The organism is Streptacidiphilus alkalitolerans, from assembly GCF_042511045.1.
In the GTDB taxonomy this organism is placed as follows: domain Bacteria; phylum Actinomycetota; class Actinomycetes; order Streptomycetales; family Streptomycetaceae; genus Streptacidiphilus; species Streptacidiphilus alkalitolerans.
This window is the reverse complement of sequence record NZ_JBHEZX010000007.1, coordinates 137,574-151,889: the sequence shown is the minus strand read 5'-3', so window position 1 is coordinate 151,889 and position 14,316 is coordinate 137,574. Positions and strand designations below refer to the sequence as shown.

Annotated in this window: 11 protein-coding genes; 7 read left to right on the top strand and 4 right to left on the bottom strand. The window is 70.5% G+C overall.

The features are described from left to right. Positions 1-10: 10 nt before the first annotated feature. Both ACEZDG_RS18005 and ACEZDG_RS18000 read right to left on the bottom strand, forming a co-directional pair. Positions 11-1,072, bottom strand: coding sequence for an iron-containing alcohol dehydrogenase family protein (locus tag ACEZDG_RS18005; RefSeq protein ID WP_380510258.1), 1,062 nt, complete (start codon positions 1,070-1,072; stop codon positions 11-13). Continuing rightward, the gene (locus tag ACEZDG_RS18000; RefSeq protein ID WP_380510255.1) at positions 1,060-1,815 is read right to left on the bottom strand and encodes a phosphocholine cytidylyltransferase family protein; all 756 of its coding nucleotides are present in this window, start codon (positions 1,813-1,815) and stop codon (positions 1,060-1,062) included. Before ACEZDG_RS18000 ends, ACEZDG_RS18005 begins: the two co-directional genes overlap by 13 nt. 367 nt (positions 1,816-2,182) lie before the next feature. Here ACEZDG_RS18000 and idi point away from each other — a divergent pair, with 367 nt between their 5' ends. After that, positions 2,183-2,776: an isopentenyl-diphosphate Delta-isomerase gene (gene idi, locus ACEZDG_RS17995; RefSeq protein WP_380510252.1), complete on the top strand. Its 594-nt coding sequence runs from the start codon at positions 2,183-2,185 to the stop codon at positions 2,774-2,776. 77 nt (positions 2,777-2,853) lie between these two features. Here idi and ACEZDG_RS17990 read toward each other — a convergent pair whose 3' ends face one another. Beyond that, entirely contained in the window at positions 2,854-4,926 is a 2,073-nt protein-coding gene (locus ACEZDG_RS17990) for a beta-galactosidase (RefSeq protein WP_380510249.1), read from the bottom strand. Between the two features lie 155 nt (positions 4,927-5,081). After that, positions 5,082-6,500, bottom strand: a complete 1,419-nt coding sequence (locus ACEZDG_RS17985) for a GH1 family beta-glucosidase (RefSeq protein ID WP_380510247.1) — start codon at positions 6,498-6,500, stop codon at positions 5,082-5,084. Positions 6,501-6,967: 467 nt separating this feature from the next. Between ACEZDG_RS17985 and ACEZDG_RS17980 the strand changes: the two genes are divergently transcribed. The 6 genes from ACEZDG_RS17980 to ACEZDG_RS17955 all read left to right on the top strand — a co-directional run bounded on the left by ACEZDG_RS17980 (position 6,968) and on the right by ACEZDG_RS17955 (position 14,252). Next, a complete protein-coding gene (locus ACEZDG_RS17980; RefSeq protein ID WP_380510244.1) occupies positions 6,968-7,993 on the top strand; it encodes a LacI family DNA-binding transcriptional regulator in 1,026 nt (341 codons plus the stop codon). Between the two features lie 214 nt (positions 7,994-8,207). Then, the gene (locus ACEZDG_RS17975) at positions 8,208-9,890 is read left to right on the top strand and encodes an ABC transporter substrate-binding protein (protein WP_380510241.1); all 1,683 of its coding nucleotides are present in this window, start codon (positions 8,208-8,210) and stop codon (positions 9,888-9,890) included. 125 nt (positions 9,891-10,015) lie between these two features. After that, positions 10,016-11,188: an ABC transporter ATP-binding protein gene (locus tag ACEZDG_RS17970; RefSeq protein WP_380510238.1), complete on the top strand. Its 1,173-nt coding sequence runs from the start codon at positions 10,016-10,018 to the stop codon at positions 11,186-11,188. Further along, positions 11,185-12,165: an ABC transporter permease gene (locus tag ACEZDG_RS17965; RefSeq protein WP_380510235.1), complete on the top strand. Its 981-nt coding sequence runs from the start codon at positions 11,185-11,187 to the stop codon at positions 12,163-12,165. Before ACEZDG_RS17970 ends, ACEZDG_RS17965 begins: the two co-directional genes overlap by 4 nt. Before the next feature lie 3 nt (positions 12,166-12,168). Next, positions 12,169-13,257 (top strand): ABC transporter permease, encoded by a 1,089-nt coding sequence (locus ACEZDG_RS17960; protein WP_380510232.1) that lies wholly within the window; start codon positions 12,169-12,171, stop codon positions 13,255-13,257. Then, positions 13,254-14,252: an ABC transporter ATP-binding protein gene (locus ACEZDG_RS17955; protein WP_380510229.1), complete on the top strand. Its 999-nt coding sequence runs from the start codon at positions 13,254-13,256 to the stop codon at positions 14,250-14,252. Before ACEZDG_RS17960 ends, ACEZDG_RS17955 begins: the two co-directional genes overlap by 4 nt. The last annotated feature ends 64 nt before the right edge of the window (positions 14,253-14,316 follow it).

Sequence of the window (14,316 nt, the reverse complement as noted above, 5' to 3'; positions counted from 1 at the left end):
AGGGGTACGTTCAGGAGCTGACGTGTTTGACATAGTCGGTGTACGCGTCCCGGATGGCTGTGGGGTCTAGGTCGAGGTGTTCCAGGATGGTGAACCGTCCTGGTCGGGTCTGCGGAGCGTAGTGCACCGCGGCGACGAACTCCTCGTCGCTGAACCCGATCTGAGCTGCCGTCACGGGCAGGCCGTGGCGGCGGAGGACGTCGGCCATCTGCTGGGACAGCGCGATGTCGCCGCGCAGGTACGTGGCGAACGCCGCGCCCAGTCCGCACTGCTCGCCGTGCTGGGCGGCGCGGGCCGGGTGCAGGATGTCCAGGGCGTGGCTGATCTCGTGGCAGCCGCCGCTGGAGGGGCGGGTGCTGCCGCTGATGTTCATGGCGATGCCGGACAGTACCAGGGACTCGGCGAGCGCGATCAGCAGGGTGTCGTCGGCGATGGTGCCCGGGTGGCGCAGCATCAGTTCCCCGGCGCTGCGGGCCATCGCCACGGCCAGGCCGTCCACCTGCTCACCGGTCTCGCGCTTGGAGAGCTCCCAGTCGGCGCAGGCGGAGATGTTGGAGATGACGTCGCCGATGCCGGCCGCGACGAAGCGCGGCGGCGCCTGCCGGATCACGTCCAGGTCCACGATGATGCCGATCGGACTGGGCACCCCGTAGGAGCCCCGTCCCGCGTCGTTGTCCAGGGTGGAGACCGGGGAGCAGAGCCCGTCGTGGGCCAGGTTGGTGGCCACCGCGACCATCGGCAGTCCGACCCGCGCCGCGGCGTACTTGGCGGCGTCCAGGATCTTGCCGCCGCCGAGGCCGACCACCGCGTCGTAGTGGCCCGCCCGCATCTGGTCGGCCAGGGTGACGGCCGCGTCCAGGGTGCCGCCGGCCACCGGGTACCAGTCGGCGCCGGGCAGCTGCGGCGCCAGCCGCTCCCGCAGCGCCGCGCCGGAGCCCCCGCTGACCGCGACCGCGAGCCGCCCGGAGGCGGAGATCCGCTGGTCGGCGAGGATGGCGCCGAGGTCCTCCAGCGCGCCGGAGCGGATGTCGACGACCAGCGGCGAGGGAACGAGTCGGGTCAGTACCGGCACGCGATCTCCCGTCCCCTGGCCAGGTCCTCGTGGTTGTCGATCTCGACCCAGGAGACCTCGCCGATGGGCTGCACGTCCACCCGCTGCCCCCGGTTCACCATCTCCTGGTAGCCGTCCTCGTAGTACAGGTCGGGGTCGCGCTCGAAGGTGGCCTGCAGCGCGGAGGCGAGGTCCTCGGCGGCCGAGGGGTTGATCACGGTCAGGCCGATGTACTCGCCGGTCGCCTCGGCCGGGTCCATCAGCTTGGTGATCCGGCGCATGCCCAGGGCCGGGTCGACGACGACCTTCATCTCCTCGTCGGCGAGCTTCTTCACCGTGTCCAGCGCCAGCAGGATGCCGGGGGCGCTGCCCTCGGCGGTCAGCCGGGCGTTCGCGTCCAGCATGGTGCGCTGCACCGAGGCCGGGTGCACGGTGTCGCCGTTGGCCAGCAGCAGGCCCTCGGCGAAGAGGGCGCGGGCGCACCAGAGGGAGTAGGCGTTGTTCCACACCTCGGCCTTGTCGTTGTCGACCAGGGTGAGGGTGAGGCCGTACTTCTGCTCCAGCGCGGCCCGGCGCTCGTACACGGCCTCGGCCCGGTAGCCGACCACGATGGCGACGTCCTTGATGCCGACCTCGGCGAAGTTGCCCAGAGTGAGGTCGAGGATGGTCCGCTCGCCGTCCACCGGCACCAGGGCCTTGGGAAGGGTGTCGGTGTACGGGCGCAGACGGCGTCCGGCGCCTGCGGCCAGAACGAGGCCGATCATGTGGTTCTCCGGATTCTTTTTAGCGTGCGTGGCGTGCCAGGGCGTCCCGGAAAAAGGCGGGCTGCCCTGGCGATCGTAGGCGACTGCGGGTGCCCGGTGACACGCGGAGGCCGGTACGCCGTTCCCCGGCACGAACTGGTGGTCGTCGGACGATCATCATTGCGGACAGTGACGCCGGGCCACAAGCCGCGCCGGTCCCGCGGACCCGGCGCCCGCCCGGTGAGCGGGTCCGCCGCCACCCGATGGGGTCCTTCTCGCAGTTCCCACGGGTCCCATACGGCAGACTGTGGGCTGGCGGTCTCCGCCGACCGTGCCGGGGGCAGCGACCCCGACCGCGTTCGCCACACCACCCGAAAGGTCCTGCATTTTGTCGACCTCGACCAGTGCTGCGATTACCCACGATGCGACCCCCCTGACCGCGACCGAGATCCTGCTGGAACTGGTCGACGAGCAGGGCCGGACCATCGGGACGGCGGAAAAGCTGTCCGCCCACCAGGCCCCCGGACGGCTGCACCGCGCCTTCTCCGTGTTCCTCTTCGACACCGAGGGCCGGATGCTGCTGCAGCAGCGGGCCCTGGGCAAGTACCACTCCCCCGGCGTCTGGTCGAACACCTGCTGCGGGCACCCCTACCCCGGTGAGACCCCCTTCGCCGCGGCGGCCCGGCGCACCGCGGAGGAGCTGGGCGCCGCCCCGGTCCGGCTCCAGGCCGCCGGGACGGTCACCTACAACCACCCCGACGAGGCCACCGGGCTGGTCGAGAAGGAGTACAACCACCTCTTCGTCGGTTTCGCCGCCGCCGACCAGGCCCCGGACCCCGACGAGGTCGCCGCGGTCCGCCTGGTCACCGCGGCCGAGCTGGCCGAGCTGCGGGCCTCCACGGCGTTCTCGGTCTGGTTCGGCACCGTCCTGGACGCCGCCCTCCCCGCCGTACGGGAACTGGTGCCGGGCGCCGGCTGGTAGCCCGGCGGCAGCCCACTGCCACCCCCGGTGCGGGTACCGCGGCACCGGGGGCCGTGGGGGCGACAGCCGGCACGGCGTCAGTGCCGCAGTGTGCGCAGCTCCCCCTTCACCCGGGCCAGGTCGGAGGCGCCGTCCGCGCGGACCGACTCCTCGCCGAGTCCGACCACCGGGGTGACCGCCGAGTCCAGGTACGAGTTCAGGCCGGTGACCAGGAAGTCGTCCAGCTCGCCGCCGACGATGCGGACCAGGGCCGCGCCGCCCTTGGCGCTCACCACGGTCACCGTCGCCACCTGCTCGCCGCCGAGCGGGACGGAGACCGTGACCGGTCCCTCGTTGTCGCTCTGCACCAGCACGGTGAGGTAGCCGGTGTCCGGGCTGACGCTGCGCCAGTAGGCGTCGGCGTGGCCGGAGACCACCGTCGGGGTGAGCACCCGGGCCGGCGCCGGGACCGGCCCGGCCGCCAGCGCCTCGGCCAGCACCGTGCACGGTCGCAGCAGTTCGTCCAGCCGCGGCACCTCCCCGCCGAGCCGCACCGAGTGCCCGGCCGCCAGGTGCCCGGCGAGCAGCCGCTGCACCCGTTCGTGCATGAACGGGCCGCCGTGCAGTACCAGGTCGGGGTGCCCGGCCAGGGTCTCGGCGGTCGCGCTCTCCAGGTCGACGATCCGGTAGTCGCCGCCCTCGGCCCGGATCCGCTCGTGGAAGTCGCGCAGCGGACGCCCGCAGCCGGCGCCGCTGTCGTCGTCGTCCGGCGCCCAGGCCGCCACCGCCGCGTACGGGGCGTAGAGGCCCCAGCTGGAGCCCGCGGCCGGGGTGGCCGCCAGGAACTCGGCGCCGTGGGCCTCGAAGAAGTCCGCCAGCATCCGGACCGTGCCGGCCTTGTCGGTGGGGTTGCCCTGCGCGTCGATCGGGGGGCAGTCCGGGTACGGCGGGGCGTGCATGACGTCCAGGTCGTCGCCCCAGCCCGAGGTGGCGACGCCGGTGTAGACGTTGATCCCGGTCGCGCCCGCGGCCAGCGCCAGCAGGCTCTGGTGGAAGCTGGTCGCCCCGGCCGCGTAGGCCCGGTCGTACAGCTCGGAGAAGCCCCAGTTCTCCTCCAGGTTGGGGCCCGGGGCCCGCTTGGCGGCGACGACGTAGCGGGCGTGCGAGGTGTGGTCGGTGGAGACCACGCCCATCCAGTTGGTGAAGCCGTAGTGGATGCCGTCCCAGCGCTCGGGCCGGACCCGGGCCAGCCAGCCGTCGAAGGAGTGCGGGTGCTCGGCCGGCGGGTTGAGGTTGACCAGCACCGGGACGCCGGGCGCCAGCGCCGCGGTCCAGGTGTGGTACGCCTCGGTCAGCAGGTCGGAGTGGTAGCGGCCCCAGTCGGCGCGGGCCAGCTGCTCCTGGACGCTCTCGGCGACCCGGCGCTCGCGCGGCGGCTCGACCTCGGCCCAGTCGCCGTGGCCGGTGCCGTGGACCTCGTTGTAGGCGTCCAGGCTGCCGTAGTACTCGGCCAGCTTGCCGCGGAAGAAGGCCAGCCCGGGGGCGCTGTAGTCATAGGCCCAGAGCGGCAGGGCGCCGTCGGTGAACAGTCCCTCGTTGGCGATCTGGACCAGCACCACCGGCCCGTCCGGGGTGGTGGCGGCCGACAGCACCTCCTTGTCGACCGCGCGCATCCAGTCGCCGACCCGGACCGCGAAGTGGGCGCCCAGCGGGGCCGGCAGCGGCCGGCGCTCGACCCGGCCGTCCGGGCCGCGCACGGATCCCGACCAGAGCACCGGGTTGCCCTCGGCGTCCAGGGTGGCCTCGACCTCCGGGTTGACCGCGGGGCAGATCCAGTCCGGCAGGCCGCCGTAGTTGGTCTCGGCGTGGATGAACGGGCCCGGCTTGGCGATCACGCTGAGCCCGAGCTCGGCGCAGATCCGCAGGTAGCCGACCAGGTCGCGGTCCGGCCTGGTGGCCCCGGTGAAGTCCGGCGGTGAGTCGGCGTCGGGCTGGTGGTGCCGCCAGGGGAAGTAGCTGGTGACGACCCGGATGCCGGTCTCGTCGCGCAGGGTGCGCAGCCGGTCCCGCCACACCGTCGGGTCGTCCCGGTAGTACGGGTAGTCGGCGGTGGCGAGCAGGCCGGGGGCGCCGTCGGTGTGCAGTACGCCGTCTCGGAGCTCGATGCGCACGGGGTGGTCCTCTCGGGCGGGGGACTGATGCTCAGTCAGGAAGTGACGTGCGGTGTGCGCCGCCGGCGCGCGGGGGGGCTCGGGCGCCGGGGCCGGAAAACAGGCCAGGGACGGGTGGTGGCGTCAGAGCCGCCACCACCCGTCCCGTCCCCCTCCTAGTCGCCCTGCGCCTCGCGGTTGCGGAGGATCGCGTCCGCGAACCAGCGCCCGCTGCGCTTGACCGTCCGCGCCTGCGTCTCGTAGTCGACGTGGACGATACCGAAGCGCTTGTCGTAGCCGTAGCTCCACTCGAAGTTGTCCATCAGCGACCAGGCGAAGTAGCCCCTGATGTCCGCCCCCGCCTCGCGCGCGTCGGCGACGGCGGCCAGGTGCTCGGTGAAGTACGCGGTGCGGTCGGCGTCGTCGACCTCGCCGTCCGGGCCGACCTCGTCGTCGAAGGCGGCGCCGTTCTCGGTGACGTAGAGCGGGACGCCCGGGTAGTCGCGACCCAGCCGGACCAGCAGCTCGGTGAAGCCGTAGGGGGTGATCTCCCAGTCCATCGCGGTGACCGGGAGGCCCTGGAACACCTGGCGGACCACCGGCAGCCCGTCCACCTCCTCGCGGCCGTCCTCGTCGGTGCCGGAGAAGTAGTGGCTGGTGTAGTAGTTGACGCCGAGGAAGTCCAGCGGCTGGGCGATCACCGCGAGGTCGCCGTCCTGCACCGGCAGGTGCACCCCGCGGGCGGCCAGGTCGTCGACCACGTCGAGCGGGTAGCTGCCGTGGACCAGCGGGTCGGTGTAGACCCGGGTGCCGAGGCCGTCGGCCCGGCGCGCGGCGGCCCGGTCGGCGGCCGATTCGGTGGCTGGCACGGCGTGCGCGGTGTTCAGGGTGATGCCGACCTGGATCGGCCCGGGGGCGGTCTCCCTGAGCCGCTGCGAGGCCAGGCCGTGGCCCAGCAGCAGGTGGTGCACGGCGGACATGGAGTCGCCGAAGTCCTGCCGGCCCGGCGCGTGCCGGCCGGTCTCGTAGCCGAGCACCGCGGAGCACCAGGGCTCGTTCAGGGTGGTCCACCAGCTGACCCGGTCGCCGAGGGCGTTCATCGCGATCTCGGCGTAGTCGGCGAAGCGGTGCGCGGTGTCGCGGGCGGGCCAGCCGCCGGCGTCCTCCAGCTCCTGCGGCAGGTCCCAGTGGTACAGGGTGACCCAGGGCAGCACGCCGCGGGCCAGCAGCCGGTCCACCAGGCGGTCGTAGAAGGCCAGGCCGCGAGCGTTGGCGGCGCCCTTCCCGCCCGGCTGGATCCGCGGCCAGGACAGCGAGAAGCGGTACGAGTCGACCCCGAGGCCGGCGATCAGGTCGACGTCCTCGGGCATCCGGTGGTAGTGGTCGCAGGCGGTGTCGCCGTTGTGGCCGCCGAAAGTGGCACCGGGGACCCGGCTGAAGGTGTCCCAGATGGAGGCCGTGCGGCCGTCCTCGAACGCGGCGCCCTCGATCTGGTACGCGGAGGTGGCGACGCCCCACAGGAAGTCCGTGGGGAAGCGGGAGCCGACGTCGGCGCGCGGCTCGGGCGCGGACGAACGGTCGAGGCTGGTCGTCATGGTTCTCCAGTGGGGTACGGCGGTTGGCGGGCTGATGCTGCGCTGACTGCTGGGCTGGGCTGGGTTTCGGAAGTGATCAAGTGATCAAGAGAGAGCGCTCTCTCACTCAGTGGAGTGTCGCGCCAGTCCTCCATGAGCGTCAAGAGCCCCGGTCGAACCAGTCGTTTGCATGCGAGAGATGAAGACAGGTCACATCCCTGCAACGTCGCTGACTTCGAGTCTTGACAGCAACCGCACCCCGAGGCAAGCTCCCGGCAGGCAGAGAGCGCTCTCCAGGCTCTGGACTCAAGTTAACTCTTTGTTGCCGGAACGTGATTGACGTGACGGAGATTACCTTGGTTGACTCTGCGGCGGAACCGGTTGCGGAACCGGTTCCCGAACTGAGATCCAAGACAACGCAAGACAACCGCAAGTACCACTGAAACACCCCAAAAGCGACCACCGATCAATGACGAACGGAGGCGGACGTGCCGATCACCATCGCCGATGTGGCAGCACATGCCGGGGTGAGCAAGACCACGGTCTCGCGGGTCCTCAACGGCAAGGGCGAGCTCAACGCGGCCACCGCCGCACGGGTCCGCCAGGTGATCGCCGAGCTCGGTTACGTCCCCAGCGCCGGAGCGGTCGGCCTGGCCCGGGGGCGCACCCAGATCGTCGGGATGCTCGTCCCCTCACTGACCTGGCCGTGGATAGGCCAGGTGCTCCAGGGCGTGATCGACGTCGTGGAGGCGGAGGGGTTCGGGCTGCTGCTCTTCACCTGCGACCGCGGCGAGGAGTCGCTGCGGCGCTTCGCCAAGCAGGTGTCCGCCAAGTCCTTCGACGGACTCCTGGTGATCGAACCCGAGGGCACCCTCGACTACATCACCGAACTGCACGAAGCCGGCCTCCCGGTCGTCCTGATCGACGACCGCGGCCACCGCCCGCTGTTCCCCTCCGTCGCCACCACCGACCGGAGCGGCGGCGAGTCGGCAGCCCAGCACCTGCTGGAGCTCGGCAGGCACCGCCCGGTGGTGATCACCGGCCCGGAGAGCTTCGGCTGCACCCAGGAACGGCTGGCCGGATTCGCCGACACCTACGCGGCGAACGGGCACCCGCTGTTCCCCGACCAGATCGTGGTCGGCGACTTCACCTTCGAACAGGGGAGGGCCGCCGTCACCGCCATGCTGAGCACGGGAATGACCTTCGACGCCGTGTTCGCCCAGAACGACCTCTCCGCGACAGGCGTGCTGCTCGCCCTGCGCGAGGCCGGGATCCGTGTGCCGGAGGAGGTGGCCGTGGTCGGTTTCGACGACGTCCCGCTCGCCTCCTACAGCGACCCGGCGCTGACCACCGTGCACCAGCCGCTGCGCGAGATGGGCGACGCAGCCGCCCGGATGCTGCTCGCGCACTTCAAGGGGGTCCCGCTGCCGAACGCGGCCAGCGTCCTCCCCACCCACCTGGTCGTCCGGGACTCCTCCCTGATCCGGACCCAGCTCCAGCCCGACCCCCGGTAGGCCCGGAGCACCACCTCCCCCGCCGCCCCGGGGCGGCCGCTGGCAGAGCGCGTACGCGCCCTGCCGCGCTGCACCACACCCGAAGCCGCACCACCCGCACCACAACAGCTCCACCCGCACCACCCCGCACCACCCGGAAAGAAGCCGCACCACCCGATCGAACCCGGCTCCACCCAGCCACATCCTCGTCTTGACACCTCTGAAGTGGGGAATCATGCGCCTCAATCGCACCATCACCGCAGTGTTCGCCGGCAGCCTGGCGATAACCTGCCTCGCCGCCTGCAGCAGCACCAACGCGGGTCACAAGGCCACCGGCTCGGGCGGCTCCGGGGTCACCGCACTGAAGATCGGCATGCCCGACGGTGCGATCACCAAGAACAACAACCCGTACCTGAACTCCTCGGCCGCCGCCGCCCTCGGCTACCGCTTCATGATCTACGAGCCCCTCGCCATGGTGAACGAGGCCAAGCCGGCCGACCCGGCCCAGCCGTGGCTCGCCACCAAGTGGGACTGGACCAACAACTACAAGACCGTCACCTTCACCGTGCGTGACGGCGTCAAGTTCTCCGACGGCTCCGCGATGACGGCGGCCGACGTGGCGTACTCCTTCCAGATCCTGAAGGACCAGCCGGCCCTCAACTACAACGCGCTGGCCATCGACAGCACCAGCAGCAGCGGCAACACGGTCACCGTCAACTTCACCAACTCGCAGTTCGTCACCCAGTCCAAGGTGCTGCGGACCTTCGTCATCCCGAAGGCGATCTGGTCGAAGATGGTCGACCCGACCAAGGACATCGTGGCGAACCCGGTCGGCACCGGCCCGTACACGCTGAAGTCGATCACCACCCAGAACGTCACCCTGCAGGCCCGGACCAGCGACTACTGGCAGGCGCTGCCCAAGGTGCAGACCCTGCTCTACACCTCGTACACCGGCAACGACTCGATGACCACCGCGCTCACCAGCGGTGCGGCCGAGTGGAGCTACGTCTTCATCCCGCAGGCCAAGCAGGTCTTCGTGGCCAAGGACCCGGCCCACTTCAAGCTCTGGTTCCCGCCGAGCCTGAGCGCGGACGGCCTGTGGATCAACACCACCGTCAAGCCGTTCGACGACCCGGCCCTGCGTGGCGCGATGGCCATGGTCATCAACCGCGACGACATCTTCAACCAGGGTGAGTCCGGCTACTTCAAGCCGCTGGTCGACAGCGTCACCGGCCTGCCCACCCCGGCCGGCGACCCCTTCATCGTCGACAAGTACAAGGGCCAGACCGCCAAGGTCGACGTGGCAGGCGCGCTCGCCAAGCTCAAGGCGGCCGGCTACACCTACGCCAACAACGTGCTCAAGGACAAGACCGGCAAGCCGGTCACCATCACCCTGACCGACCCGGCCGGCTGGTCCGACTACCAGACCGACCTGACCATCATCGCCGACAACTTCTCCAAGATCGGCATCAAGGCCACGGTCGACAAGGCCGACGAGAACGCCTGGACCAAGAACATCGGCGCCGGCAACTTCCAGGCCGCGATGCACTGGACCAACGGCGGGGCCACCCCGTACGACTTCTACGAGAACATCATGAACGGCGACAACCTGAAGCCGATCGGCACCGACTCCCCCAACGGCAACTACGGCCGCTTCACCAGCCCGCAGGCCACCCAGGCGCTGAAGGACTACGCGAACGCGCCCGACGACGCCAGCCGCACCGCCGCGCTGACCACCCTCGAGACCATCATGGTCGAGCAGACCCCGATGATCCCGACCTCGGCCGGCAACTACGGCGCCGAGTACTCCACCAAGAACTGGGTGGGATGGCCGGACGACAGCAACAACTACGCCGGCGCCCAGCCGACCATCCCCGAGGCGCTGAACGTGGTGCTGCACCTGAAGTCGGCCAAGTAGCACCCCGCACGACAGCCGCATCCGGGAAGTAACCGCACCACAGCACTCACCCCCCGCTTCCCGGTCCTCCGCCCCGTACCCGGGCGGAGGACCGGGGGCACTGACATCACGATGGGATACCGGGCATGACGTTGAGCCAAACGTCCTCTCCACCGGCGCCACCGGACAGCGAGACGGTTCTCGAGGCGGACGGCCTCACCAAGCACTTCGCGGTGCGCAAGAGCGGACGGCAGGCGCTGACGCGTACTCCACGCGTCGTGCACGCCGTCGACGACGTCACCCTGAGGCTCCGCAGAGGACGTGTCACGGCTCTCGTCGGTGAGTCGGGCTCCGGGAAGTCCACCGTGGCACGGCTGCTCGCGCAGCTGTACCCGCGCACCGGCGGCGACATCCGGCTGCACGGGGAGTCGGTGACGGTCAAGGGGGGACGGCGCTTCCGGGCGTACAACCGCAAGGTCCAGATGATCTTCCAGGACCCGTTCGCCTCACTGAACCCGGTCCACACCATCCGCTACCACCTCACCCGGGCGCTGCGGATCCACGGCAACGGCGGCAGCGGCCACGGCAAGACCGGCGCGGCCGAACTGCAGCAGGCCCTGGAGCAGCTGCTGGAGCGGGTGCAGCTCACTCCGGCGGCCCGCTACCTCGACAAGTTCCCGCACGAGCTCTCCGGCGGACAGCGCCAGCGCGTAGCGATCGCCCGTGCCCTCGCGGCCGATCCCGACGCCCTGCTCGCCGACGAGCCGGTCTCCATGCTGGACGTGTCGATCCGGCTCGGTGTGCTCAACCTGCTGCGCGACCTCAAGGAGCGGCTGAGCCTGGCCATCCTCTACATCACCCACGACATCGCCTCGGCCCGCTACTTCGCGGACGACACCATGGTGATGTACGCCGGGCGGATGGTGGAGGGCGGTTCCAGCGAGGCCGTAACCCAGCACCCGGCCCACCCCTACACCCAGCTGCTGATCAGCTCGGCGCCGGACCCGGACCGGATCCTCGGCCTGGGCACCCCGGACGACACCGAGGACACCAGCGGCGGCGAGCCACCCAGCCTGATCGAACCGCCGGCCGGCTGCCGGTTCAACCCGCGCTGCCCGTCCGCGATGGACATCTGCCGCAGCGAGCTGCCGCCCCGCTTCGACGTACCGGTCCCGGTCGAGCTGAGCGCGACGGTGCTGGCCGGAACCATTGACGGCGAATCCCCGCACTGGGCAGCCTGCTGGTTGTTCGACGAGAACCACGGCGGCACCGGGACCAGCGGCAGCACCGCGCCGGCCGGGACGGAGGCATCCCAGTGAAGTACTTCCTGCAGCGGCTCGGCTTCTACCTCCTCACCGCGTGGGCCGCGATCACCGTCAACTTCTTCATCCCCCGGCTGATCCCGGGCGACCCGGTGATGGCCCTGATCAACAAGAACCGGGGCCAGATCGACACCAAGGCGATCGCCTCGCTCTACGTGCTGTTCGGGCTCAACAAGCACCAGAGCCTGTGGTCGCAGTACACCACCTACCTCAGCCAGCTGGCCCACGGCGACCTCGGGATCTCCTTCTCCAACTTCCCGACCCCGGTCTCCAGCATCCTGGTGCAGAGCCTGCCGTGGACGGTGGCGCTGGCCGGCGTGGCCACCATCATCAGCTTCGCCACCGGCACCTTCCTGGGTGTGCTGTCCGGCTGGCTGCGCGGCTCCCGGCTGGACTTCCTGCTGCCGGGCACCACCTTCGTCTCCTCCATCCCGGCCTTCTGGCTGGGCCTGCTGGCCATCGCCGGACTGATCGCGGTCGGCAGCCAGTTCCCGGTCTCCGGCGGCTACGACCCGGGGCTGATCCCGGGCACCGACACCGAGTTCATCAGCAGCGCGCTCAAGCACAGCTGGCTGCCGCTGGCGGTGCTGGTGGTCACCACCATGAGCGGCTGGATCCTCAGCATGCGCAACATGATGGTCACCGTCGGCGCCGAGGACTACATCACCGTGGCCCACGCCAAGGGCCTGAGCGACCGCCGGGTGATGCTGAGCTACGCGGCCCGCAACGCGCTGCTGCCCAATGTCTCCGGGCTCTCGCTGGCCCTGGGGCAGATCCTCGGTTCCACCCTGCTGGTCGAGATCGTCTTCAACTACCCGGGCATCGGCTTCGAGATGCTGCAGGCCGTGGGATCGACCGACTACCCGCTGATGCAGGGAATCTTCCTGTTCATCACGCTGGCGGTGCTGCTGGCGAACCTGCTGGCCGACATCGCGTACCTGATCCTCGACCCGCGTACGCGCAAGGAGGGCTGAGCGATGGCCACCGCGGCATCCAACATCACCTCGATCGCTCCGTCCGATCCGCAGGCCACGGCACCCGAGTCGGGCAAGCCCAAGCGCCAGCACCTGCGCTTCCTGTCCAGCCCCAAGGCCGCCACCGGCAGCTTCATCCTGATCTTCTTCGGGCTGCTGGCGATCTTCGGCACCTTCATCGCCCCGCACGACCCGACCGCGCGCACCAGCGACCTGCTGCAGGGCCCCTCGGCCAAGCACTGGTTCGGCACCACCCACCTGGGCCAGGACATCTTCAGCCAGGTCATCGTCGGCACCCGCAGCGTGATGTACGTCGGCCTGATCGCCGGGGCGGTCGCCACCGCCCTCGCGGTGCTGATCGGGGTGACTTCCGGCTACCTCAGCGGGGTCGCCTCGGACCTGCTCTCGGCGCTCACCAACGTCTTCCTGGTGATCCCGGCGCTGCTGCTGATCATCATCATCACCTCCAGCCTGCCCAGCGGCGGCGAGACCCTGGTCGCCCTGGTCATCGGCTTCACCTCGTGGGCCTGGGGCGCCCGGGTGGTCCGGGCGCAGACCCTGTCGCTGCGACGGCGGGACTTCATCGAGGCGGCCCGGGCGACCGGCGAGTCGACCTGGCGCATCATCATCTTCGAACTGCTGCCCAACCTCAGTGCGGTGATCATCTCCGGCTTCATCGGCACCGTGATCTACGCGGTGATGAGCGAGATCACCCTGGCCTTCATCGGCGTCCCCGGGCTCTCCGCCTGGAACTGGGGCACCATCCTCTACTGGGCGCAGAGCCAGCAGGCGCTGGCCCAGGGCGCCTGGTGGTGGTTCGTCCCGGCCGGTCTGGCGATCGCCATCCTCGGCACCTCGCTGGCGCTGGTGAACTTCGGCATCGACGAGTTCGTCAACCCCCGGCTGCGCAACAACGGCGAGCGCGGGGCGAAGTCCTCCGACGGCCGTCCGGTGAAGATGCGGGTCGGCTTCACCCCGGTGGTCATCCCCCGCTCCGAGCAGCCCGAGCCGGCCGATTTCACCCCGGTCCGGATCTCGCCGGTGGAGGAGTCCGACCTGGTCGAGTCCACGAGTAAGGAAGAGTCGCAGTGAGCAAGGAGCCGGTACTCGAGATCAAGGGCCTCTGCGTCGACTACGGCCTCGGCGAGCAGTCCGTGCAGGCGGTCCGCGACGTCAACCTGACCCTGCACCGCGGCGAGGTGCTCGGCCTGGCCGGGGAGAGCGGCAGCGGGAAGTCCACCCTGGCCTACGGCCTGACCCGGCTGCTGCCGCCGCCCGGTGTGATCACCGGCGGCAAGGTCATCTACCACCCGCCGGGCGAGCCGCCGGTGGACGTGCTGCAGATGGACAACGCCGCCCTGCGCAGGTTCCGCTGGGCCGAGACCTCCATCGTGTTCCAGGGCGCGATGAACTCGCTCAACCCGGTGCACACCGTCGCCACCCAGCTGATGGACGTGCTGGCCGCGCACGAGCCGAACATGAGCCGGGAGGCCAGGAAGGACCGGGCCAGGGAACTGCTGCGGCTGGTCGGGATCGCCCCCGACCGGCTCGACAGCTACCCGCACCAGCTGTCCGGCGGGATGCGCCAGCGGGTCATGATCGGCATGGCCCTGGCACTGGAGCCGCAGGTCGTCATCATGGACGAACCCACCACCGCGCTCGACGTGGTGATGCAGCGTCAGATCCTGCGCCAGCTGGTGGACCTGCGCGAGCGGCTGGGCTTCTCGGTGGTGTTCATCACCCACGACCTGTCGCTGCTGGTCGAGTTCTCGGACCGGATCGCCATCATGTACGGCGGCCGGATCGTGGAGGAGGCCCCCTCGGCCAAGCTCTACCGCGACTCGCTGCACCCGTACAGCGACGGCCTGCTCAACGCCTTCCCGCCGCTGCGCGGGGAGCGCCGGGAGCTCAGCGGCATCCCCGGCTCCCCGCCGGACCTGCGCGCGATGCCCACCGGCTGCGCCTTCCACCCGCGCTGCCCCAAGGCGTTCGACCCCTGCCGGACCGACCTGCCGCCGCTGGTGGTCCCGGCCGACCACCCGGAGCAGGAGCGCTCGGTCGCCTGCTGGCTGCACCCCGGGGCCTGAGACCCGGCGTCCCTGAGACCCGGTGCTCCGGCGTCCCTGAGACCCGGAGCACCGGCGCACCGCT

Coding starts and splice junctions, on each gene's coding strand:
- ACEZDG_RS18000 (WP_380510255.1), bottom strand. CDS start 1,815: ATGATCGGCCTCGTTCTGGCCGCAGGCGCCGGACGCCGTCTGCGCCCG.
- ACEZDG_RS17960 (WP_380510232.1), top strand. CDS start 12,169: ATGGCCACCGCGGCATCCAACATCACCTCGATCGCTCCGTCCGATCCG.
- ACEZDG_RS17985 (WP_380510247.1), bottom strand. CDS start 6,500: ATGACGACCAGCCTCGACCGTTCGTCCGCGCCCGAGCCGCGCGCCGAC.
- ACEZDG_RS17970 (WP_380510238.1), top strand. CDS start 10,016: ATGACGTTGAGCCAAACGTCCTCTCCACCGGCGCCACCGGACAGCGAG.
- ACEZDG_RS17975 (WP_380510241.1), top strand. CDS start 8,208: ATGCGCCTCAATCGCACCATCACCGCAGTGTTCGCCGGCAGCCTGGCG.